The organism is Armatimonadota bacterium, assembly GCA_013314775.1.
Lineage (GTDB): Bacteria > Armatimonadota > Zipacnadia > Zipacnadales > JABUFB01 > JABUFB01.
The window spans coordinates 60834-83600 of the sequence record JABUFB010000010.1 but is presented as its reverse complement, the minus strand read 5'-3'; the positions used below and the strand labels follow the sequence as shown (position 1 = coordinate 83600).

Annotated in this window: 18 protein-coding genes; 8 read left to right on the top strand and 10 right to left on the bottom strand. The window is 64.4% G+C overall.

Annotated features, from left to right (window positions below; genetic code table 11):
- Positions 1 to 21 precede the first annotated feature (21 nt).
- On the top strand, positions 22 to 879 hold the full coding sequence (mutM, locus tag HPY44_13430; GenBank protein NSW57007.1) for a bifunctional DNA-formamidopyrimidine glycosylase/DNA-(apurinic or apyrimidinic site) lyase: 858 nt from the start codon (positions 22 to 24) through the stop codon (positions 877 to 879).
- A 116-nt stretch (positions 880 to 995) separates the two neighbouring features.
- Positions 996 to 3620, top strand: coding sequence for a hypothetical protein (locus tag HPY44_13425; protein NSW57006.1), 2625 nt, complete (start codon positions 996 to 998; stop codon positions 3618 to 3620).
- Positions 3621 to 3725: 105 nt separating this feature from the next.
- Here HPY44_13425 and HPY44_13420 read toward each other — a convergent pair whose 3' ends face one another.
- Positions 3726 to 4673 carry a fibronectin type III domain-containing protein gene (locus HPY44_13420; GenBank protein NSW57005.1) on the bottom strand — a complete coding sequence of 316 codons (948 nt, stop codon included), beginning with the start codon at positions 4671 to 4673 and terminating at the stop codon, positions 3726 to 3728.
- Here HPY44_13420 and HPY44_13415 point away from each other — a divergent pair.
- The 4 genes from HPY44_13415 to HPY44_13400 are packed head-to-tail and all read left to right on the top strand — an operon-like array spanning position 4672 to position 9506.
- Positions 4672 to 5541, top strand: a complete 870-nt coding sequence (locus HPY44_13415) for an LOG family protein (protein ID NSW57004.1) — start codon at positions 4672 to 4674, stop codon at positions 5539 to 5541. The two genes, HPY44_13420 and HPY44_13415, sit on opposite strands and share 2 nt — an antisense overlap.
- 27 nt (positions 5542 to 5568) lie before the next feature.
- Positions 5569 to 7068, top strand: coding sequence for an MBL fold metallo-hydrolase (locus HPY44_13410; GenBank protein NSW57003.1), 1500 nt, complete (start codon positions 5569 to 5571; stop codon positions 7066 to 7068).
- Between the two features lie 56 nt (positions 7069 to 7124).
- Complete coding sequence (locus HPY44_13405) at positions 7125 to 8204, top strand: polyprenyl synthetase family protein (protein NSW57002.1); 1080 nt, start codon at positions 7125 to 7127, stop codon at positions 8202 to 8204.
- A gap of 3 nt (positions 8205 to 8207) precedes the next feature.
- Complete coding sequence (locus tag HPY44_13400; GenBank protein NSW57001.1) at positions 8208 to 9506, top strand: amidohydrolase; 1299 nt, start codon at positions 8208 to 8210, stop codon at positions 9504 to 9506.
- A gap of 81 nt (positions 9507 to 9587) precedes the next feature.
- Here the strand turns inward: HPY44_13400 and HPY44_13395 are convergent, their stop codons facing one another.
- The 7 genes from HPY44_13395 to HPY44_13365 all read right to left on the bottom strand — a co-directional run bounded on the left by HPY44_13395 (position 9588) and on the right by HPY44_13365 (position 18938).
- On the bottom strand, positions 9588 to 10538 hold the full coding sequence (locus HPY44_13395) for a hypothetical protein (protein NSW57000.1): 951 nt from the start codon (positions 10536 to 10538) through the stop codon (positions 9588 to 9590).
- A 26-nt stretch (positions 10539 to 10564) separates the two neighbouring features.
- Complete coding sequence (locus HPY44_13390; GenBank protein ID NSW56999.1) at positions 10565 to 11170, bottom strand: S-layer homology domain-containing protein; 606 nt, start codon at positions 11168 to 11170, stop codon at positions 10565 to 10567.
- Positions 11171 to 11350: 180 nt separating this feature from the next.
- Entirely contained in the window at positions 11351 to 12406 is a 1056-nt protein-coding gene (locus tag HPY44_13385) for a hypothetical protein (GenBank protein ID NSW56998.1), read from the bottom strand.
- A 62-nt stretch (positions 12407 to 12468) separates the two neighbouring features.
- Positions 12469 to 15153: a right-handed parallel beta-helix repeat-containing protein gene (locus HPY44_13380; GenBank protein NSW56997.1), complete on the bottom strand. Its 2685-nt coding sequence runs from the start codon at positions 15151 to 15153 to the stop codon at positions 12469 to 12471.
- 28 nt (positions 15154 to 15181) lie between these two features.
- Positions 15182 to 16288, bottom strand: coding sequence for a hypothetical protein (locus HPY44_13375; GenBank protein NSW56996.1), 1107 nt, complete (start codon positions 16286 to 16288; stop codon positions 15182 to 15184).
- A 4-nt stretch (positions 16289 to 16292) separates the two neighbouring features.
- Positions 16293 to 17102: an aldo/keto reductase gene (locus tag HPY44_13370; GenBank protein NSW56995.1), complete on the bottom strand. Its 810-nt coding sequence runs from the start codon at positions 17100 to 17102 to the stop codon at positions 16293 to 16295.
- A gap of 240 nt (positions 17103 to 17342) precedes the next feature.
- Positions 17343 to 18938 (bottom strand): amidohydrolase family protein, encoded by a 1596-nt coding sequence (locus HPY44_13365; protein NSW56994.1) that lies wholly within the window; start codon positions 18936 to 18938, stop codon positions 17343 to 17345.
- 163 nt (positions 18939 to 19101) lie between these two features.
- Here HPY44_13365 and cysK (HPY44_13360) point away from each other — a divergent pair, with 163 nt between their 5' ends.
- On the top strand, positions 19102 to 20004 hold the full coding sequence (gene cysK / locus HPY44_13360) for a cysteine synthase A (protein ID NSW56993.1): 903 nt from the start codon (positions 19102 to 19104) through the stop codon (positions 20002 to 20004).
- On the opposite strand, the gene HPY44_13355 is transcribed toward cysK (HPY44_13360), so the two are convergent.
- On the bottom strand, positions 20001 to 20468 hold the full coding sequence (locus HPY44_13355; GenBank protein ID NSW56992.1) for an Rrf2 family transcriptional regulator: 468 nt from the start codon (positions 20466 to 20468) through the stop codon (positions 20001 to 20003). The genes cysK (HPY44_13360) and HPY44_13355 overlap by 4 nt on opposite strands.
- 15 nt (positions 20469 to 20483) lie before the next feature.
- A complete protein-coding gene (gene cysK / locus HPY44_13350) occupies positions 20484 to 21440 on the bottom strand; it encodes a cysteine synthase A (protein NSW56991.1) in 957 nt (318 codons plus the stop codon).
- 370 nt (positions 21441 to 21810) lie between these two features.
- On the opposite strand from cysK (HPY44_13350), the gene HPY44_13345 reads away from it, so the two are divergent.
- On the top strand, positions 21811 to 22620 hold the full coding sequence (locus HPY44_13345) for a hypothetical protein (GenBank protein ID NSW56990.1): 810 nt from the start codon (positions 21811 to 21813) through the stop codon (positions 22618 to 22620).
- Positions 22621 to 22767 lie beyond the last annotated feature (147 nt).

Here is a 22767-nt window from a genome sequence, read left to right as displayed (position 1 = left end):
CCTGCACCGGGCCATCACATCATGCCCGAACTCCCTGAAGTCGAGACTGTACGCCGCGACCTCTCCGAGAGCATCCTCGGATGCCGGGTAGTGTCCGTTCGCGTGCTCAAGCCGGAAATGCTGGTGGGCGCAACGCCCGGCGCTTTTCGCGACGCCCTTACCGGGGCGCAGCTTCTGGAGGTCGACCGGCACGGGAAGGCCCTTATCCTGCGCTTCACCGGAGGCTGGTCGTTGGTCGTGCACTTTCGCATGACCGGCAAACTGTATCCGATAGCTGCTGGCGAGGACATTCCACCGCATACGCGCACGGTATTCGCGCTGGATGACGGGCGCCTGCTCCTGCACGTGGACCCGAGGCGGCTTGGCACGCTGGAATTGATCCCTACCCGTGGTGAGACCACTGCGCGCACGCTGGTTGGGCTGGGCTCGGATGCGCTCAAGTCGCCCCCGACTGCGCGAAGTCTTGCATCCCTTGTCTCGCGGCGCACCGTCAGCGTGAAGCAGTTCCTCCTGGACCAGACCGCCATCGCAGGTATTGGGAATATCTACGCCTGCGAAATCCTGTCTCGGGCCCGTATCGACCCGCGGACGCCGTGCAATCGCCTGGCGGAGGCGGATCTGCGGCGGCTGGCGCGGTCAATTCGGTGGGTGATCCGGGAGGCGATCCGGTCTCGGGGCACCACCATCAGTGATTATCGCACCGGAACCGGGGAACCGGGAGGCTTCCAGCGCAGTCTCCAGGTATATGGGCGCGAAGGCGACAGGTGCCTGCGACGCGGATGCCGGGGTGTGGTCCGGCGACTGGTTCAGGCCCAGCGCAGCACCTACTACTGCCCATGCTGCCAGGCAAAGCACGGGACCGTGGAGCCGCAAGACTGACTGGTCACACTGACGGAGTCGGCCCGGTTGCCTCGGGTTCGTGTTACAATACTCCCGATGAGACTCCGCTACTCGGGGACGTGAGGCGGTGTCTGCCGCGAATCGGAGATGAGAGCATGAGGAGACTGCCGCTGACCGCCATCGCCGGGCTGGCCGTGGTGGTGCTGTCTGCCGGCTTCGGACAGGCCGCTCCGGAGCCCGTCACAGGCGCTGTTGTCTGCCATGGGGTCACCCCGAAGGGCCAGCCAATCTCGCCGACCTCCTGGTTCCCCAAAGGCGCCCGGGCGATTTACGTATGGTTTCGGGCAGGTGACGTCCCGCCGGGAACTAGGGCTCAGATTCGCTGGAGCCTGAACGGTGGAACACTCAAGACGGACGAAGTGGTGCTGAACGCGGGTCGCCCCGCGTGGAGTCGCTACGAGATCGCTCTGGGCGAACCGCTGCCTGTTGGCCGCTATGAGGCGCAGGTCACAGTGGGCGACAGCGCCCCCGTCCGCGTCTCAGCCCGGGTGGGTGGCGACGAGCCACTTGCCGATGAGACGCGAGCGGTGCAGCCGACTGAACCTGCTTCGCCCACTGGCGTCTCCGCGCTGAGCCGGTCCGACCGCGCTTCTGCTCAGCCTGCGGGTGGCGCGCGCCTGGCACGGGCAGCATCGCCCGAACCAGTGGCCCCGGTCATCGGACCGTCAGCGCCGGCTCCCAGCTCGCCCTCAGTGGGCATGCCAGTACCCGCAGTGGTCACACCGGCTGTGGACGCCATTGCTCCTGAGGAAGCCGCGCCCTCGCCGGTGGTGGTCACCGGCCCAAGTCTCGCGGATGCGCCTCCCGCCGGCCCGCCGCCCCCTTCCGGCATTCTGGCGAGGCCGACCGTCGGGGCCCCCGAGTTGGCGGTCCGGATCGCTCCCGAAACCCCTGCCGTGGTCGATGATTCCCTGGTTCTGCGCGTCACAGACCCAGCCCCCGCCATTTCGGCGACCACGTGGACCGCAGGGGCCGGTATTGTGCCAAGGGGGGAGCCGACGCAGGCAACTACTCCGGCGCCGGTCGCAGCAGCCCCTGTGGGTCCCGCGATCACCATTCCCGAAGCTGGGCCCGGTGTTGTCACCTTCTTCCCGCCCGTCCTGGCTCCTGCGGGAACGGTTCCCGAAGCGACGGGCACGGTGCCGCCGGCTTCTCCGCAGCCTGCGGGGCCGGCGCCCGACGCGGCCGCGCCCACGGCAGCTTCGGTTTTGAGCGCGCCACTGGGCCCGCGCACGCAGCCGTCAGGCGGTGCACAACCCGTGGTCATGCCACGTCCGGCCGATGAGGTCGCATCTACCCCTGCCGGTCCCTCCGTGGTTCCCTCAACTGTGTCGGGGGCGTCCATCCCGAGACCAATTACCCCGGTACGTGTGGATGAGCCCGAGGCAGCCGCGGACGACGCTGGTTCGCGTCCCCTGATTTCCCGCAGTGCCTCAGGCCGCGAGCCTACGGCCCGCAGTGCGCGGCGACCAGAATCGGACGCCGGTGATTCGCAGCGAAGTGGGTCGACGCTTCTCCTGCCCACGCGCCCCAAGGCGAGGCCGATCCCGGGTGGTCCGGCACCCGATGAACCCATAGTGGAAGCCCCGCCGGCGGAGGTAAAGCCGCTCCTGGCCTCATGCGGCTCAAGCGGTTCTGCAGAGCCCACGGCTGCAGTGGGGGACTACGTGCCGATCACGGTGCCTCCGGCGGCCCCGGGCGAGAGCGTGCCGTCGGTGGAACGACCGGCACCGGTTACCGCGCCGCCTGCCCCGGAAGTGCCGGTGCCCGTTGTTCCACAGGCCGGCGCGGACGCCCATGAGGAGAGCACTGAACCCGGCGCGGCGGCGACAGCTCCACCCAAAGCTCCAACGCCTGACGGCGACGGTGCCCGCGAACCAGCAGGGGCACTGGCTGAGACGCCCACCACGCCGCCGGCGACGGCCCCGCGGGATCTTGTCCTGCAGGCGCCGCTGATCGCCGGCATCGCCGCCGAGGACCTTCCGCCGGTGGAGTTGTCTGACACCGCTGTGAAGCTGCACTACGTGGAACTGACCGCGACTCCTGAACCGGCCGGTCTGCAGCCAATGTGGATCGTCCGAGCGCCGGACGGGCGTCTCTGGCCGCCTGGAATGCCCACCCAGCTTGGCTTGTTCGCGGGAGACAGCCCCGATCCTGATCCGTCCACATTGCTGCTCTATTCCGACCATGTGGACGGGATCACACCGTTGTACGAGGTCACGAGGGGTGAGGCGATGCTGCACGCGGTGCGGGAGAACGACGCCGCGCTGCTCTATGTAAGCCGCGATATGTTTGATCAACGACGGCAGGCATGGCTCGAGACCGCCCGGGACTGGCGGTGGATGTGGTATGTCCGCCAGGTGGACCTCTCCATTGGGCAGAGCGTCACTGCCTGCCTTTGTGATCTCACCCGCTCGCGGCGCGTGCCCGAGTTCTACCAAGCCACGGGCCGACCCGAGTGCGTGCTGATTGGGCCCAATGGGCAGCGCATCTCGCCCTCCACCGTTACCCCTCAGCTCTGCGCGGCGCTGTCGCCATCCATTGAAGGTGCCCAGGCCCTCCCCGTCGACGACCCAGGCGCTTTTGTTGCGGGTCTCGAGGCACGCGGGGTCTCCGCACTGACCACCTGGACCGCCCCCTCGGCCGGGCGCTATCAGGTTTGGGCCGCGCTGCCGATCGACCGGGCCGCAGCGAGCTGCAAGGTATGGCTGGAGAAGTAGCGGAAGGCCAATCGGCGCAGACGAAACTCGCCGGAACTACGCCCGGATGCTTCGGGCGGTGTTCCGGCGAGTGTGTTTGTCAGACCTGTTTGGTCTCGCTCCGGCTCAGAAGATGGGCGGGGGCGGCGGACCGTCGCCGGTGGCGGTCAGGAGAATGTCGCCCAGATTGTTAGCGCCGGCTTTGACCGATATCTGCACCGTGTTGGTCTGGTATCCGCTGGCGCTTGCCTCGAGCTGGTAGTTTCCGGTGGGTATGTTGGCGATGGTGTACGTCCCATCCGCCAGCGTCGTGGTGGTGAAAGCGCCACCGATGCTCACGCGGGCACCGGATATGGGCACAGCGCCCAGGAGGCTTGCCACGCGCCCTGTAACCGTCCCCGTGCCGCCGGTATTGCCGGGGACACCAACGACCGTCGCGGAGTAGGCCGAGTTCCCGCTGGCTCCAAGAGCGCGGACCTGATACTCATAGGCGGTGCCCGAACTCAGGCCCGTATCGGTGTAGGTTGTCACATTGGCGCTCAAGGTGGCGATGGTGGAGAAGCTGCCACCGCTTCGCCTCTGGAGCTCAAAACCCGTCTCGATGCTGGAGTTGTCCGTCCAGGCCAGGGACACTGATGTGCTCGTGGTCGCAGTCACGCGCAGGCCCGACGGGGCGTTGGGAACGCCCGTCTCGCCCGAAGTGGTGGATGCTGTAATAGCGGCCGTGTAGTCGGAGTTTCCCGAAGTGCCCAGTGCGCGCACGCGGTATTCATAGGTGGTATTGGCCGTCAGCCCGGCGTCTACGAACTGTGTGGCACCCGCGGCTGTCTGTCCCACGGTGATCCAGGTTCCCCCGACTGTGCGTCGCTGGATCTCATAGCCCGTCTCGTTGGTGGCGCGATCGGTCCAACTGAGGGTGATGGTGCTTGATGTGGCCGCCTGAGACTGCAGGTTGGTGGGAGCAACCGGTGTCTGGGTCGTGCTGCCGCCTCCGCCTCCGCCCCCACACCCGGCCAGGCAGACCATGAGCCCGATAATGATTGCCGCATTCGTCCAGAGAATCCGATCTCGCATGGGGGTCCCTCTCACAAGGTGGTCTTCCAGCAATCCCGCGCCGGACCCATGGAAGTGCCGTCCTTGGGCCGGGACGGTGCCACGGGTGTCCTGGGGGGCGCGGAATGCCCAGATTGTATCCGTTCCGGCAATCCCTGGCAAACATCTTTGGCACGCGCCGACCTGTTTGACGCATCCGGGTGTCACCGGGTTCCACAATCCAGACGGAATCCCGCGATTCAGGGCTGATAGCCCGCGCCCAAGCTGCTATAATGGGCGCTGTTGGGCTTACCGTCGCACCAGGAGGTACACTCTTATCAAACGTAAGATCGGTGTCGTTGGATCAGCCGGGGGGGAACTCCCCGAACACGCACTTAGCAAGAGTAGGGAACTGGGTCGAGAGATCGCAAGGCGGGGCTGCATCATCGTTACCGGTGCATGTCCCGGGCTGCCTCACGCGGCAGTGCAGGGCGCGACCGAACAGGGCACGATTGCCATCGGCATCTCTCCGGCATTGTGCCTGGACGAGCACCGAGAGCGCTACCGGTCGCCCTATGAGGAGTATGACGCTCTGATATTCACCGGCAGCGGGCTGATGGGACGCGAAGTCGAGGTGGTGCGCACGGCTGATATCGTGATCACCGTTGGCGGACGCTCGGGCACCCTCGGAGAGTTCGCGATCGCATACGATGACGGCAATGTGATCGGTGTGCTGAGGGGCACTGGTGGGATATCCGACCGGCTGCATGAGATCGTGAAATACATTCACAAGGACACGGGCGCCGAGATCTTCTACTCGGAGGACCCGCGCGAACTGCTGGACCTGACACTGGAGTGCCACGACAGGCGCATCCGGCAGGGCACGGCCTACCGCATCAACGAAAGCTGACCCCAGCGTCAGCGGGAGACGGTTACCTTGAGGCTCGAGTTCCAGGGAGCGGCGCGGACTGTCACCGGGTCGCGCTATCTGCTGTCCGTGCCTGGCGTGCGGGTTCTTGTGGACTGTGGTCTTTACCAGGGGGTGGACGAGGATCGCAACCGCGATCAGGCCAGCTTCCCGTTCGACCCGTCTGAGATCGACTTCGTCCTGCTTACCCACGCCCATATCGACCACTGCGGGCTTCTGCCGCGATTATCCAAACTCGGGTTCCGCGGCAGAGTTTTCGCGACTTCCGCGACGCGCGACCTGTGCGCAGCCCTCCTGGCCGACAGTGCCCATATCCAGGAGGAGGACGCACAGTGGGAGATGCGCAAATGGCGCCGCGGCCAACAGAATACCCCGCCACCGGCCCCCCTGTACACGATTGAGGACGTCGACCGCGTCATGGACCAGTTCGAGGCCCTCGCATACGGGGATGACGTCCAGGTGGCCCCGGGCCTGTCGGCACGCTGGCAGGATGCCGGGCACATTCTCGGGGCAGCTTCCATCGAAGTGTGGGCGACCGAGAGCGGCGTGAGCCGCAAGATTGTCTTCTCGGGCGATGTCGGGAGTCCCGGCCGGCCGATCCTCCGCGACCCGACCCTCCTGGATTCCGCGGATTTCGTGGTTCTTGAGTCCACCTACGGCGACCGGCTGCATCCGAGCGAACAGGACATATTCGCGGACCTGGAGCGAGCTGTGAACAGAATGGTGCGCGAGAAGGGCCAGATGATCGTACCTGCCTTTGCTGTGGGGCGCACCCAGGAGCTGCTCTATCGTCTGGACCGCCTGATGGCTCTGGAGCGGATTCCGCGGGTTCCCGTATTCGTGGACAGCCCACTGGCCCGTAAGGCGACAGAGGTTTTCTCTGAGCACGAGGAATGTTACGACACGGAGACCCTGGGATTACTGGCCCGCGGTGACGACCCGATCAGTTTCCCGACGCTCAAGTTCACCGGCTCGGTGGATGAGTCCAGGAAGCTGAACGATCTTCGGGAGCCGGCGATTATCATCGCGGCCAGCGGCATGTGTACCGCGGGGCGCATCCGCCACCATCTCCACCAGCGCCTGGAGCGAGGGAACAACACGATCCTCTTCGTGGGGTACCAGGCCGAAGGCACCCTGGGGCGCATCATTCTCAGTGGGGCGCAGAAGGTCAAGCTGTTCGGCCGCTGGCACCGTGTACGGGCGCGCATCCGCCAGGTGCAGGGCTTGTCGGCTCATGCCGACCAAGAGAACCTTCTGAAGTGGGCCGGGCACATTCGTGATACGCGCGCGATCTTCGTGACCCACGGCGAGCCGCACAGCGCCTTCACCCTCGCAAGCCTGCTCTCGAAGCAAGTCGGCGTTCCCGTGAGCGTCCCCACGCTGGGGGACGTCGTAGACCTGCTCAGCCCCCGGGATATCAATGCCCTCACTGCCGCCACGAACGATGAGATGGGGGCAATGCTGCGGCGCAGCTCTCATCCCGGGGAGCAGACCGAGGACGAGGATTGACACATCTCCCCGCCCCGAGGGGCTCCGGGGAGGACGAGGATCAGGGAGTCCAGCATATGTCTGATGTGGCTGATTTCCTAGCCGCACTCGATAGATGGTCCCCGCGAGTGGACGAGCTGCTGCTCGATCCGGCGCTGATGAACCGCGTGGCGCCCGTGCATCTGAGAGAGGTCGTGCGTGCCTACCTGGCGCGGGGAGGTAAGCGGCTGCGCCCTGCGGTGCTGCTCCTGGCCTGCGGCGCTGTGGGGGGCAGGGAAGAGGACGTGCTGCCGGCCGCGGCGGCCCTTGAACTGTTCCATACCTGGACGCTGATTCACGACGACATCATCGACCATGACGACATGCGCCGCGGGGGACCGTCAGGACATGCCCTGGGCGCCCAACTGGGAGCGCGCGATCTTGGCCTGGTCGGCGCGGACTCCCTCGATTACGGCATCAGCCTCGCAATGCTGGCCGGCGATGTCCAGCACGGGCTGTGTGTCACCCTCTTCCTGCGCACCCGCAATGTGGACCCGGCCCTGCTCGCGCACCTTGTGGCTGACCTCGAACTGAACGTGGTCTGCGACTTGGTCGAGGGCGAAACCCTGGATGTGCAGCTCGAGGACATGCCACTGGACGAAGTGTCGCTGGACGACGTGCTTCGCATGCTCTACCTGAAGACCGGGGTATTGTACGAGTTCGCCGGGAAAGCCGGCGCCATGCTGGGCCTGGGCACTCTGGAAGAGGGCCACCCATACGTATCAGCATTACGAGAGTTCTGCGCGAACTGTGGCATTGCTTTCCAGTTGCAGGACGATATCCTGGGTATCGTGGGCGACCAGCAGAAGCTCGGTAAGCCGGTAGGCAGCGACATCCTCGAGGGCAAGCGCACCCCCGTTCTGCTCAAGGCCTGCGAAGCCGCCGGTCCGGCGGACCGCGCGGTGCTCGATGCGGTGGTAGGAAATCCTTCAGCGGCGCCGGAGGATGTCGCCCGGGCCACCCAAGTCATGGTTCGTCTGGGCGCGGTGGACGCAGTGGCCGCGATGGCCCGTGAGCGAATTGACGCCGCTTACTCGGCGCTCGCGCGCCTGCCACAGTCCCGGTACACCCGCTGGCTCGGTGGATGGGCCCAGTACATGATCGAGAGGGAATTCTGAAGCATGTCAGTGGTACGGATTGAGGGCGCTGCCGTATTGACCATGGTGGAGGGGCAGGACCCGGTCCCCGGCGGCGTGGTCCAATGGGATGGGCGAGAGATCACCTATGCCGGCTGCGCGGCCACTGCGCCGGAGGTCCCCGTGGACCGGGTGATCGATGGTTCCGGCTGTGTGGTTATGCCCGGGCTTATCAACGCTCATACCCATCTTGCGATGACGCTGTTCCGCGGATTCGCCGATGATATGCCGCTCAAGCCGTGGCTGGAAGAGCGCATCTGGCCGGCCGAGAAAAAGCTGGTTGCCGATGATGTCTACTGGGGTACGCGTCTGGGTGTGCTCGAACTCCTGCGCGGCGGCTGCACCTGTTTCAATGACATGTACCACTTCGACCGCACCGCGGCACAGGCGGCTGAAGATGGCCTGATCCGGGCTTGCCCATCCGGGGTGATGCTGGGCTTTCTCGATGACCCCTTCGGGATGCTGGAGAAGGCTATGGAGTTCGTGGTCAGCATTCGCGAAGAGGGCCACAGCCGGCTGCATCCCATGCTGGGCCCCCACGCGCCTTACACCTGCCCGCGCCCACTGCTTGAAAGAGCGCTGCAGGAAGCCATCGCGCACGACCTGCCTCTGCACATTCATGTTGCCGAGACCAGCCGGGAGTACGATGATTCCCAGCGCGAGCACGGGATGAGCCCCGTCCAGTATCTGGACAGCCTCGGTTTCCTGCAGGTGAAGACGGCGCTGGCCCACTGCGTCTGGCTGGATGACAGAGACATCGAGATACTCGCTGAGCGGCAGGCAGGTGTGGTGCACTGCCCAAGCAGCAATATGAAACTCGGCAGCGGATTCGCCCGCGTGCCCGATCTGTTGGCAGCGGGTGCAGTGGTCGGGCTCGGGACCGACGGCGCGGCTTCGAATAACAACCTGGACATGTTCGAGGAAATGCACCTCGCTGCTCTCATCCACAAAGGTCGCACGGGCGATCCCACGGTGGTTCCTGCCCGGCGCGCTCTGGAAATGGCCACCCGCGACGCGGCGAAAGCGCTGGGCATTGATCATCTGGTCGGCACACTGGAACCCGGAAAGCGGGCTGACCTGGCCCTGGTGAGCTTCGCCGCGCCACACCTGAATCCGGTGCACAACATATGCTCCCACCTGGTGTATTCCGCGGGTGCTTCGGATGTGCGGATGACCGTGGTGGATGGGGCTGTGGTCATGGAGGACGGGCAGTTCCCGGGGCAGGATGCGGACGAGGTCTACCGTAACGCAGACCTGCGGGCACGGGCGCTGTGCGGTGGATGATGGCCGACTGACGGCGCGCACAAAACGGCCCCCGGAGATGATCTTCGGGGGCCGCTTCGTGAATAACGTAAGATCAGGCGGTTACTGGCCGGTGCGCACGTTCTTGCCGATGGTGCGCAGCACCGCTTCGGCCGCCTGTGCGTCTTTCACCTGTTCCAGCACAGCCACATACGCGCCCTCGCGCATGACGTAGGTCTGCCCATGTTTCGGGTGGCGCAGGACGATTGCTTCCTCCCCCAGCGCGCCCACGGGCCGCGGGATCGCCGCCTGCATGAGATAGCCCCGGACAGTAGCGAAAGCCTGCGAGGCGCCGCTGGCATTGAGCGCGTCGATCAACCACAGCTGCATCTCAGCGTCGATCTTGCCTGGCAGGCGGCGGCCGTAAGTGGCGCTTAGAGCGTTGCGCAGAGCGGGCTGACCGAGCACGTCCTTGCGCACGTACTTCACCGATTCCACTACCATCCCGCGGTCAGGTGGGATGCTGAACAGGCGCGGCGAGGCCGGCATTGATGGGAGCTTACTCAGCACCGCCGGAGCAAGCCGCAAGACGGCGCTGCGTCCGGCGTCGCCCACCGAGACGGGAACGAAGCGGGCGAAGAAAGGGCCTCGCCAGACGTGCAGGACATCCTTCGCCCAGAAGGCGGCGATTACATTGGTGGGGCGATCGAGCGGGATGACCTGGCCCGGCACTCTGGGATCGCGGATCGCGCTGTGAGCCCCGAATGCGTCCAGCTCAGTGGCGAAACGGTGCAGTTCCGCACGCACCTCGTTGCCGTCGATACGGTACGTGGCCGCCACCGACCAGTTGTAGTCATACGCAAACAGCTCTTTGGCGAATGGGCCCGCAACCTTCTCCACGTCAGCGCGCGTGTACGAATCCGGGCCGCTGGTGAGAGAGACCGTTGGCAGGTCACCGGGCACCGCGCTGAGGATACGCGAAACCTCGCCGGCTGAGGGCCAGTCCTCCGGTTGCGCGGGGCAGAGGGTCGCGATGACGCACAGCGCCGCGATCAGGAGGCGCGACATGGACATCAGTCCCATGCTCATATTGGGCTGGTTTACTGGTTCTTACAGGTCACGATGCGGTGCGCCACCAGGCACACTTGCCAGCGCGGCATGGCGTCTTCGAGATGCAACTCGCCATCCGGATACCCTATAAGTATACCCATGCGCTGGAGTTCAGCCGCTGCCTTCTCGTAGGGTCGGTCGATGTCAGCCAACCGGGCAGGCGGCGTGATGCCGTCGATTGCGCGAACCAGGTTCCAGGCCATGAGTGCCAGTTCGCCGCGGGTGATGAGTTGGTCGCCCCGGAAATAGACTCCGGGTGGCGCAGGGCACAGTCGCGCTGCGGTCAGGACCCGGCAGGCATCCTCGGCCCAGTGGTCCCAGGGAACGTCCGGCGGTTTGTAACCGCGCGAGGGAAGAGGAAGGTCAAAATGCCAGACCAATCTGCTGGCCACTGCGGCCCATTCGTACCGCGTCACCGGCAGTTCGGGCTGGACGGACAGGTCCGGGTAACCAACCATCAAGTGACTCCGCAGCAGATTCTGGATGGCCGCTTCGTACTCCATTTGCCGTTGATCCAGGGTCACGCCCCTATCGGGCGCCGCAACGACCCAGGTTGCCGTAACCATTGCGAGAATACCGGGGATCCAGAGTCTCATGGCTCAACGCTCCTGCGGACAGAGTAGCGCCGCCACAGGCGCCGACCGTTGGCCGGCACTCTCCAGCAGCGCGCGACAGCGTCGCACCAACACATAATATCACACTGCAGTCGCACTTCAAACACAAATCTTGAGTGTTCCTTGAACTCCCGGCATTCAGACGCGTCTCCGGCAACTTGATCAGGGCACGAATTCGACGTCGGCAACCATGATGAGGCTCGGGCCGCCCGCGCCTTTGGGGGTGCCATGCGCGCCGATCTGGACGTTGCTTGCCAACGCCAGATCGAATTTCCCGTTGTCGTCCTTAGTCCAGGTCGCGAACTTCAGGGTGTCCAGCGGGATCGTGACCTCGCGCCATTCCGCGCTGGCCGGCGGGGGAGGATCAGCGAACCATCCGCCGCCGCCCCGCTCCTGCACCACCACGAGAAGTCCGGGTATTCCCTCGGGCAGCTCCGCCCGGTACTTGAACCGGAGGGCCGTGTAACCCTCGAGATCGGAGGCCAGAATCGGGGTCGAGGGGATCATCCAACGATGGCTGCCGGTGGGCGCTGTGAACTCATACTTCATGCACGCCTGGCCTTCCGGGCCCTCGTTGGGGGTGGTGAGGGTGCTCGTGACGGCCTCGTTCTCGCTGGCCGACCACTTGCCGGGGCCATCCCCCGTCACTCGCAGCGGCTTCGTAGGGCGGTAAGGCTCGTCCGTGAGACGCGCTTCCATGATCTCCAGCGTACCGGTAGCCGGACCATCCAGCACGAGACCGAACCAGAGGCGCTCCAGTCGGCCCAGGTCCGGCGCAGGGTCAGCACTGTCGCTGAAGGCAGTCTGGCGCAGAGCGGCCATGGACACCCGGCTCTCGGTGACTTCGTCCAGTGGCACCGGCTGGCCACTTACTTTGTACCAGCTTCCGGCGTCGTCGTCGAAGGCCACCACGGCGAGGCGTGGCGCGTTTCCTTCGGCGAGTTTCAACCGCAGCTTCACGGCGAGCGCCTTGGCGCCGGATGCGTCGCCGTCAGCCACTCCGCTGATTGCCAGGAGGCGGCGCTCTTCGGTGGTCTTGGCGAAAGCCGCTGAGAAAACCACCCCGGCGGGGCACTCGGCTGCGGCGGTGGCTTTCACGCCCGGCAGACCCACCAGCTTCATGTTCGTGATCGGCACGTTCAGATCGGCTGAGACGGCCGCCAGGCAGCCAAGACCCAGCACAACCATCAGCGCCGTGGTGCGTGACAGTCCGGACATGGGAACCAACTCCTGTCTTCGCCGCGCCTGGGCGCGGTCTGAGTGCATGAGCATACGCGCCTCTACTCGGGCATCCACGTATTCGACAGCTCGACATTGTCCACGTAGAAGACGGTGGTGGTGTCAGCGCTGCTGCTGAATCCCAGCCAGGTCAGGGTCTTCCAGCCATCACTGGGGCACTTCAGGCCCTCGAACCTCTGCGGCTCCTGACCCGGGAGTGTCACTGTCAGCGTCCAGGTACCGGTGCTGTCTTCGCCGAGCCCCGCGGATGTCTCGAAGTTCACCCACTGGTCCTTCGGGAGCTCCAGGAAGGTCTCCCCGCCCACCTGCAACCTGGTGCCGCGGATCCAGAATGTGGGCCCGACGCGGTACGGTGCGCTGTTGTCGCGCCACTCGACATACATGGTCACGTCTGTCTCGAGCCGCAGGTCGAACTTGAAGGTTGCCACGCCCCGCGTGTGGTTTGGCGAGTAGTAGAAATGGGGGTTGAAGCCGAACTGCAGGCCGGGCGCGTCCTGAACCATCAGGCTTTGCTTGCCGCTGCAGGCCACTTTGTCCGTCACAGCAACCGCATCGCCTTTGCCCTCGGTGTGGACTTTCGCGATGCCCGGCTGCGCACCCACCGGTGTGAACTCGAAGCCGTCCTTGAAGGCCATCGGGGGCGGCAGTGGGGGGGGCGGTGCGAACTCCACTTCCGGGTATTCGAAACTCGCTGCCAGCGCCTTCCATTCCGGATCGCCGTAAACGCCGGCCTGGCTGTAGTCGAAAGGCTTGAAGCCCACCTGGAACGCGGGGGAGTCCGGCTGCAGGCGGAAGTCAAAGTTCTGCGGGTCCACGAACTTCGGGTCAGCGACAATCGACCCTTTCTCCTTGCCCTTCTCCTGCCACTGCTCGAAGGTAAACTCGTGGAATTTCACGGGTGCGCCGGAGGCATTCCAGTAAAGGTTGTACTCACTGACCACATTCTCGTCGCGCCAGTTACCGGCGGTGTACAACTCGCCCTCGTCCCAGTAGACGATGTTGTGGCGGAAGATGAAGGAGATGTGGTCCTCTACCCGCGACCGCTGGAGCTGTCCGTCCATGGAGTAGGCGAGGATATTGTTCTCGATGCGGTTGTTCTCGCCGTAATGCTGGTGATAGGTCCCGGTCTTCACCTTGTAGACCAGGTTGTTCATCATGGTGATGTTGCTGGTGCCCTCGTCATTGTACAGGCCCCAGCCGCCGCGGCCATACTTGTCGTAAGAGTAGACGTGGTGGATGACGTTGTTATTCACCGTGGTACCGTCAGATATCCCCAGGGTGTAGACTCCTCCCATATCGCTGAGAACGCCCTGGCCTATGTGGTGGATATGGTTGAAGTCGATGTGATTGTTGTGGGACAACGTGGGGCGATATCCCCAGCTCCAGCCCACGGAAACTCCCGTGTAGAACAAGTCGGAGATGTCATTATGGGTGACCTGGTTGTTCCCGCTGTGACCGATCCAGACCCCGACGCAGCCGGGGAAAATGCGCCCACCCTTGTGGATGATGTTGTTGTCGGCCACGCAGAAGCCGGTGTGCGTGGTCGGGTCATCCAGCGGCACGTTCCAGCCCACACCAATGCGGATGCCGCCCGCGCCAAGATCATGCAGATATGAGCGTACTATGGCGCAGTTCTGACATGCCTGCCGGAACCACACGCCGTAGATGCCGATATGACCAATCTCGCAGTCTTCGATGCGGAAATTGCGGGCACCATCAGCGGTGATCGCTCCAGGGATGCTCTGAGCCGCTTGCCCGTCACCGTGACCGCGCTCAGGCAGGATGTACTGCCCGTGTAGAAAGCGCAGGCCGCGGAGAGTGATGTTCTCCACGAACAGCCCCAGGTTCGGATCGCCCTTGACGAGGACGAATTGCTCGGCCACGGGTGCCCAGACTTCGGCGGTCTCCGGGGTCTCGCCGGGCAGAGGCATGTAGTAAAGGGTGCCGTTGCGGTCCAGGAACCACTCGCCGGGCTCATCCAGGGCTGCAAGGAAGTTCTCAAGGTGGTACCGCAGCGGGCCACCCCACCAACCCATCTCCCACGGCGCGTTCCCGGTGGCCACGAGCATATTGGTCTGCGGGTCCACGCCGGCGATGCGGTGGCGCGAGGCTTCCCAGGAGTGGTAACACATCATGGTCACGTCGGTGATCCGGTCCTTTGGGATATCCAGCAGGGGCGCGATGTCGGCCTTGCGGGCGATGAAAGCGCGGTTTGCAAGATGCGTCACTTCTCCGGTCTGAGGGTCCACACCGTGGGCGACCTTTCCCGCGGAGTAGTAGTAGAACCTATTGGGCGTGCGCGCACGGGTTGCGCGGTTGCCGTTGACCCACAGCTGCTCGAAGTACCAGTCGCCCGAGGCGACCTCGGGCACTTTCGCGACCCACAGTCCCTCAGCATTCGCCTGGAAACCGGTGATGCGGCGGCCTCCGGTGAATATCGGCCGGGCCCCCGGTGCGGCTTCGTAAATCACCGGCGCGACTTCAGTGCCGCTGTCGGCCGGGGTGAGTTCCAGCGCCTGCGTCATCGGGTACGTACCGTCGGCGATCACGACCCGCACGGGCTCGGTGAGGTCCCCCTGAGCCTTGAGCGCACGCACGGCGTCCCGGGCGGACTCGAGGGAGTTGATCGGCCCGTCGGGAGAGACGTTCACCGTCACCGCCAGTGACAGGCCGGCGCACGCCAGCAGCATCAATGTAGCTAGAAAGCTTACAGGGCAACCGTTCATTGCATCAGACCTCCAGAAACGGCCCGGCTCATGCGCCGCGGCCGCAGAGTTCCTCGCACCACAAACCGACCTCGCGCACCAGGTTCATGTCGCCGTCCGGCGGTATCTGATCGGCGCTCCCCAGCACGAAGCGCCCATGCTCCCAGTGGTGTTCGACGATACTGTCGAAATGCCGGCGCACCTGATCCCGGGGGAACTGGGGCGCAAACATGGCGCCGGGCATGCCGCCGAAGAGTACGACGTTGGGCCCGGCAAGTTCGCGCAACTCATCCACCGGGACGTCACCCACTGGAGCGGGCGTAATAGACTCGATGTAGTCCAGCCCGGTCTCGACGAGCAGTGGCAGGATGCCTCGGATGGTGCCGTCGAGGTGGGTCCCCACCAGCTTGCCGGCCGCGTGCAGGCTCTCGATGCGCTGCACGTAGTACTCGAACTGATACTTCCGGAACAGCGGGGTGATGATTTCCCCGCTGAGATTGTCAGGCAGCTCGGTGAAGGGCGCCTCCGACTGCTCTATGGCCGCGTAAGCGCCGTCGGCGGCCCTGCCCAGAGCATCGAGGGTGGCCTTGAGTTCCTCGGGAGCGTCGGCATCGAGATACACCAGCGCGGTCGCTCCCGTCCACTGGGCGAGCATCTGCGAGACCGGCGATCTGGGCGGCAGCACGGTGGGGTGCCCCTGGTCACCGCACAGGTCGCGCAGGGCCAGGAACTGGCTCTGGTCCGCTTCGGTGCGGGTGGCGTCGGCAATGTATCGCAGCACCCGCAAGTCATCGAGATCGCGCACCGGCCAGCGCACGGGTGCGCCGCTGTACGTTTCGGGCAGGTACCTGGTCTGGCCCCAGATTTCGCCCACCGGTGTGATCCACCGCGTGGTGGTGAGCCCGTCGTGGGTCTCATGCTCCACGGTGACGTTGTCAAGGGTATTGCGCCAAACCGTGGCATAGCCAAGGAAATACCCTACGTGGTAGTCCCGATGAAGGGCGATGAATCCCTCCTCGCCCTCGTATTCGGGCGGGTAATCACCATCGGCCTGCCTGGCATGGCGCCAGTAGGTGAGGTCCGCAAACCACGGGAAGGTATCGGGACGCTCACCCCTCAGCGCTGTAAGTAAGCGTTCGCGGAAGGTCATTGGCAACGCTTCAAGCCTCCCGGGTGCTGAAGATCGGTTTTACGCCCTCGATAGACGCGATAAGCCGATCGCGCTCAGGTTGTGTCAGCGGTCGGTAATCCATGGCCTTGTCCACGGCGATCTTGAACAGCCGGTCATCGGCCGGAGGCACGATGGACACGACCGGCAGGTCCAGCGTGTAGCGGATCGCCAGGCCAGACAGGTACGGGTCGTCGTTGGGCCGGTACCAGGCCTTCGGGTACTTCTTCTCTTCCCCCGGCTGGAGTGGGGTCCACGCCATGGCCTTGATCGCCAGGAGTTTCGCGCCCTTCTCCTTCGCCTTGGCCACGAGTTGCGGGCCGAAATCCCCGTTCTCCCAGCAGACCACGTTCAGGGGAAACAGGACCGTGTCGAAGTTGAATCGGTCCAGCATAAGCAGAGCGGCCTCGATGGAATGCGCCGAGAAGCCGATCAGCCCGATCTTCCCCTGCTCGCGGGCCTTCAGGAACGTCTCCATAGCCCCGCCGGGAGCCATGATCTGGTCCACTTCTTCAGTCTTCGTTACCCCGTGGAACTGGTACAGCTCGAAGTGATCGGTGCGCAGCACCTTGAGGCTGTTTTCCAGTTCTGCCAGTGCGCCTGCGGCGTCGCGGCGAACTGTCTTACAGGCGAGGAACGCCTTTTCGCGATAGGGTTCGAGAGCCGGCCCGAGGCGGTCCTGGGCGTCGTAGTAAGTGGGAGCGACGTCGTAGTAGTTGACCCCCCTGTCCCAGGCCCAGGCAACAATGTCGTTGGCCTCCTGCTGGGGCACTTTCGCGACCACAAGGCCGCCCAGCCCCACGATTGACAGGGCTTTGCCGGTATCGCCAAGTGGTCGGGTGGGCAGGCGCTTCTGGGGTTCGACATCGGCACGCGCAAGGCTGCCGGCCGCTGCCGCGCCGACCCCCGCTGCTGCGACCGTGGACAGGAACTCGCGTCGTCTCATATCACTCACCTCTCGCAGGCTGTCCTATGCCCCTCCACCATGCTCTTTCGCCGCGCGGAATACCGTAACCTTCGCCCTTGCGGGCAAGAGTGCAGGTCATCCTTCGGGCAGAAAGCCGCGTGCCGTCAGTATCCGTCGCAGATTTCCGCCGAGGATTAGCCGCTTGTCCTCTTCCGGGATCCGCGCGTACAGGATCGGCCCCAATCCCCAGGCGATGGGCAGGTCCATGAGGTCCGAGCCAAAGAGCAGACGATCCGCACCATACAGGTTGGCGAAGCGCTCGGTCTGTCCCCAGTCGAGGAACGGGCAGGTGCAGATAAACAGGTTCTGGCAATCCCTGACGACCTCGGTGAGATGCGCCATTGCATGGCCCGTGAAAAGAACCGCCTTCGGATACGTCTCGCAAAGCCGCCGGAGTTGCTGCGCCGAGCCCCAGTTATGGTGGAGCATGAGCAGGCCATGTTCGTGGGCGAACCGGCAGGCCACGTCCACCAGCGGGCCCTCGTCCGGGTATCCCTGGAAGCCGGGGGCCAGCTTGATCCCACGCATCCCCCGGGCAAGGCCGCGCTCCATCTCCGCGATCATGTCCTGCTCGCCGTGGCTGGGGTTGACCAGTGTGAAGCCCACGAACCTTCCTGGGAACTGACGAATCATGCGCGCACAGGTATCATTGCCAAACGCTTCATCGGGCTGTGATCCGGCGAAGGGGAAAAGGCAGCAGATATCCACCCCAAGCCGATCCATTTCCGCCACCACATCCGCGGGCGCATCCTGGATCACGTGCCGTCTGCTGCCCCACCCCACATGTCCGTGGCAGTCCGCGAACCCCTGCCCAGCAAGGGGCTTGCGGTTGCGTGCCATCTGGTGCAGGCTGTCAACAGGTTCTGGCCATGCGGGCGTTTCGGCGAAACTGATGTTTGGGTTCCACGAGAGCAATTGTCTCAGGTTATCGCCGGCGATTGCCCGCAGATCATCCTCGGCGATGTCGGAGTAGTCCAGCTGCGCCTTGCTCGCGGCCGGGGTGTGTGACGGGAGGCGGGAACTCCACAGGAGCCGGTCGGCGCCGAACTCCCGGCAGATGAACTCAACCCGCTTGTGGAGCCACAGAGCGCCCATGTCCACCTTGAGATTCGGGCATGCGGCCAGGGCCTGATACATGCGGCGCTGGCCACCGTAGATACGACATTCGGTTGCGATGACGGGCAGATTTGGGTGATCCAGACAGATGCGGACCATGCCCGACCAGTCCATTTGATCCGGCGAGTGGTCCAGCGCGGGGTTGGGACAGATGAACAGCGGGACCCGATGACGTTCCAGTTCCGCGGCCAGGTCGCCGATCGCCCAGTCTTCCAAGGGAATGCCGAACTGCCCGCTGAACAGGAACAAAGCACCCACGCCTTGCTCGCGCATCCGGCCCACAAGCTCACCCGGCGACGGGGTCTCGCGGCTCCGGGTCATGACCGCGCACCAGGCTGGGTGCAGGCGCGGCTGATGGCGCGTGATTTCCACGATGCGCGCGTTTCCAGCGCGCACGTCGTTGTACGCGGCCATCGGGTCGATGACAAGCGCTTCGGTGATTCCGAAATGGTCCATCGCGGCCAGCAGAGATGAGACATCGCGCGGTCGGTCGCCGGGCACGTTGATCGGCAGCCCGAGGAAGCAGTGGCAGTCGAAGTATGAGACTTCAGGCATGGGCGCAGGCCCCCTACATAGCGTGAACGGGTTGCAGTTCCCGACTCTGCGTATCCGGCCCTCCCCGCATTTGACCGCGCCGCCGCCCGGTAGTATCATCGCAACTCATGCGAGCCTCGGTTCGACCCGCCGGCTCCCCACCCGCACGGAGGCGTACCCGCTCATGTGGCTTGACAGCATTCTGCAGACCATCGGCAACACGCCGATGGTACGACTGTCGCGGATCAGCGATATCGACATCTATGCGAAGGCCGAGTTCCTCAACCCCGGCGGCAGCGTGAAAGACCGCGTGGCCCTGAACATGATCACCCGGGCTGAGGAGGAGGGGAAGCTGAAAGAGGGGTGCATCATCTGCGAGCCCACCAGTGGCAACACCGGCATCGGCATCACCCTGGTCGGCGTGCACAAAGGCTACCGCGTGGTGATTGTGATGCCCGAGAACATGAGCGAAGAGCGCAAGAAGCTCATCCGCGCGCTTGGCGGCGAGCTGGTTCTCACACCCGCGGAACTCAGTATCCAGGGCGCAGTAGACAAGGCGCGGGAGATCGCAGAATCAAACCCCTGCGTGTTCATGCCCCAGCAGTTCGAGAACCCACACAACCCGGACATCCACTACAGGCAGACCGCGCCGGAAATCTGGCAGCAAATGGACGGCCACGTCGACGCTTTCGTGGCGGGAATTGGCAGCGGCGGGACATTTCAGGGCGTGGCGCGCTACTTGAAGGAGCGCAATCCCCACGTCCTGTGCGTGGCGGTGGAACCTGCGAATGCATCGGCGCTTCTCGGGCACGAACCCGGCCTGCACCAGATCCAGGGGATCGGCGACGGGTTTATCCCGGCAGTGCTGGACGTGAAATACGTGGATCAGGTGATCGAGGTCACCGACGAGGACGCGGTGGAGACGGCCCGAATGCTTGCCCGCAAGGAGGCCTGTCTGGTGGGCACATCATCGGGGGCTAATGTCTGGGCGGCGCTGGAACTGTCCCGGCGCCTGCCACCGGGGCGCAAGATCGTCACGATCTTGCCGGATCGCGCTGAAAGGTACTTCAGCACTGCGCTGATCTAGCCCGCCTGATCGCGTCGCACCGACATCTCCCTCTGGCGCGACGCCAGTTGGGCGAGAGTGACGCCCGAGAGCTCGCGGTCGACGGAAGCCTGCACCCGAGATAGCAGTTCGTGGACTGCGCAGCGAGTAAGCCCGCGACAACCCTCGCACCCTTCGCCGCTGGCCTCGGATTCTGGACTGAAACACGGTGCGGGAGCGGTAGGCCCCTCCAGCGCTTCCACAATCGCCAGGACGCTGATCTGATCTGCCGGCGCGGTCAGGCGGCAGCCTCCGCCGGGTCCCGGCTTTCCCCGAATCAAGCCGGCAGCCGCGAGTTGGCCGATGATGCGTTCCAGGTATTTCCGGGGCAGACCATCGGAGTTGGCGAGGCTCGCGATGGTCACCGCTTCCCCCCTCTCGGCAGCGTCCGCCAACGCGCACATGGCGCGCAGTCCATACGTGGCTTTTCGCGATAGCAGCGGCATAGTCGGCTCTCCGTTTCAGTCGGCTGCCACCTTAAACAGATCGGTCGAGAGGTAGCGTTCACCAAGGTCGGGAAGGATCGCCACGATCATTTTCCCCGCGAATTCCTCCATACCTGCAAGCCGGATCGCAACAGCCGCAGCGGCGCCCGATGAGATCCCGCATAGTATCCCCTCATCGGTTGCAAGGCGGCGCGCAGTCTCGAAGGCCTCTTCGTCCACCACGTGCTCCACACGGTCGATGATGCTCAGATCGAGGACGTCAGGGACGAATCCCGCACCCATTCCCTGGATCTTATGAGCGCCGGGTACCGGCGTTTCACCCGCGAGCGTCTGGGCAATCACGGGGCTGTTCTTCGGCTCAACGGCCACCATCGTGACGGGGTGGTGGGAGATCTTCTTCAGGTGCCGGCCAATCCCTGTGATTGTGCCGCCGGTGCCCACGCACGAAACCACCACGTCCACGCGGCCTTCGGTGTCGTGCCAGATTTCTGGCCCGGTGGTGCGTTCGTGGATCGCCGGATTGGCCGGGTTCTTGAACTGTTGGGGCAGATAGTGGCGGTCGGGGTCTTCGGCCACGATTTCCTCGGCCCGCTTGATCGCCCCGCGCATGCCTTCCGCCCCGGGAGTCAGCACGATCTCAGCCCCCAGGGCCTGGAGCACTTTGCGGCGCTCGAGGCTCATGGTCTCGGGCATGGTCAGCACACAGTCATAGCCCCGGGCTGCGCAGACGAACGCCAGAGCGATCCCGGTATTGCCGCTGGTGGGCTCGACGATGCGCGTGCCGGGCTTGATAAGTCCGCGGGCCTCGCCATCCCAGATCATAGACGCGCCCACCCGGCATTTCACCGAGTAGGCCGGGTTCCGGCCTTCGGTCTTGACGAGAACCGTGGCTCCGCAGCCGCGGGTCAGCTTGTTGAGCCGCACAAGAGGAGTGTTGCCAATTGAGTACGAGTTGTCCTCATAGACACGCATGGGAAAAACCTCGCAGAGGTTAGTCGACAATTTCAGTAGATAATGGCTCAGATTGTGCGCCTTGTCAAAGGGTATGCTCACCCGTCGTCCGTGGATTGCCTGCCGGGAGGGAATGGGGGATCGGCGCGGAATGGTGTGGGTGAGACGCGCGGGAAGGCGCCATGGGCAACAGGTGGATCAACGACGGCTATGCCGCGATCCCTGTCTGGGGCGGCCTGATGCCCTTGATCGGCATGGGCATCCTGATTGTCGGCGGCGGCGCATGGTGTACCGGCCTCGGCATTCCCTTGCATCGCCGCTCAAAACGGGATGCAGAGAGGATCAGGCGGGAGCGGGGGAGAGGGCCCGCCCCGCAGGGAGGAACTGACTGGTGACCAATGATGGCCCAAAACAGACCTGGTTCGAAGTCGTACGTGATGCCCTGGTGGAGCTGGGGGGCGAAGCTCATCTATCGGAGATCAACTCACTACTGGAGGGACACCCCAAGACGGCGACCAATCCTACCTGGCGTGACACCATCCGTCGAGTGGTGCGCCAATATAGTGCATTCGCGCCCGTGCCACCTGCCAGAAGCGGCAGGTACCGATTGGTCGCGAAAGAGGAAGTTCGCCTTTCCGAACAAGAACTATCGGCGAGTCATGCCACCACGGACCACTCCGCCGCTCAGGGAATGCTCGTCGCGCTTGGTAACACCTACGGATATGAGACTTTCGTGCCCAAGTCTGACCAGACCAGCCGCACTTTCCAGGACCTGCCCCTCTCCAAGATTGTTTCCGTCCGCGACGTGAGCACGGTGTTCTCCAGCTCGAACCTTAGTCAGGTTGCCATGATAGACGTGCTGTGGCTTGAGGAGGACGAAGACGGGCTGTTCCCCGTTGCCGCCTTTGAAGTTGAGCACAGCACACGCATAGCGGACGGGCTAAACCGGCTGCTCAAGATACCGAAACGCTACTCAACTGAGTTGTTCATCGTGGGACCGACTGAGGAGGAAGCGCGTTTGTTTGAGAAGAAAGTGGGCCAAGCCCCCTTCCGTGACCACCGTGACCGTTTCACCTTCCGCCTGTATAGGCAGCTCGAGCAGTTGTTCAACGCGGCCGTGAGGCACCAGGCACTCCAGGCGGAATTCGGAGTGGTCGAACGTTGGAGACGGTACGGCGCTGTCTGGGGTGGGCGCGGGTGAACGTGTTAGGTCCGTTTCGGGATAGCGGCGCCCAGGAAAATGGACGCACTCGGGGCTCTGCAGAGCCTCGCATGGTTGGCACCTGAGATCGGGGAAGCGTGCAGTTGGGATGGGCTGGGATCGGTCATCCGTTAGCGGGGGTAGACG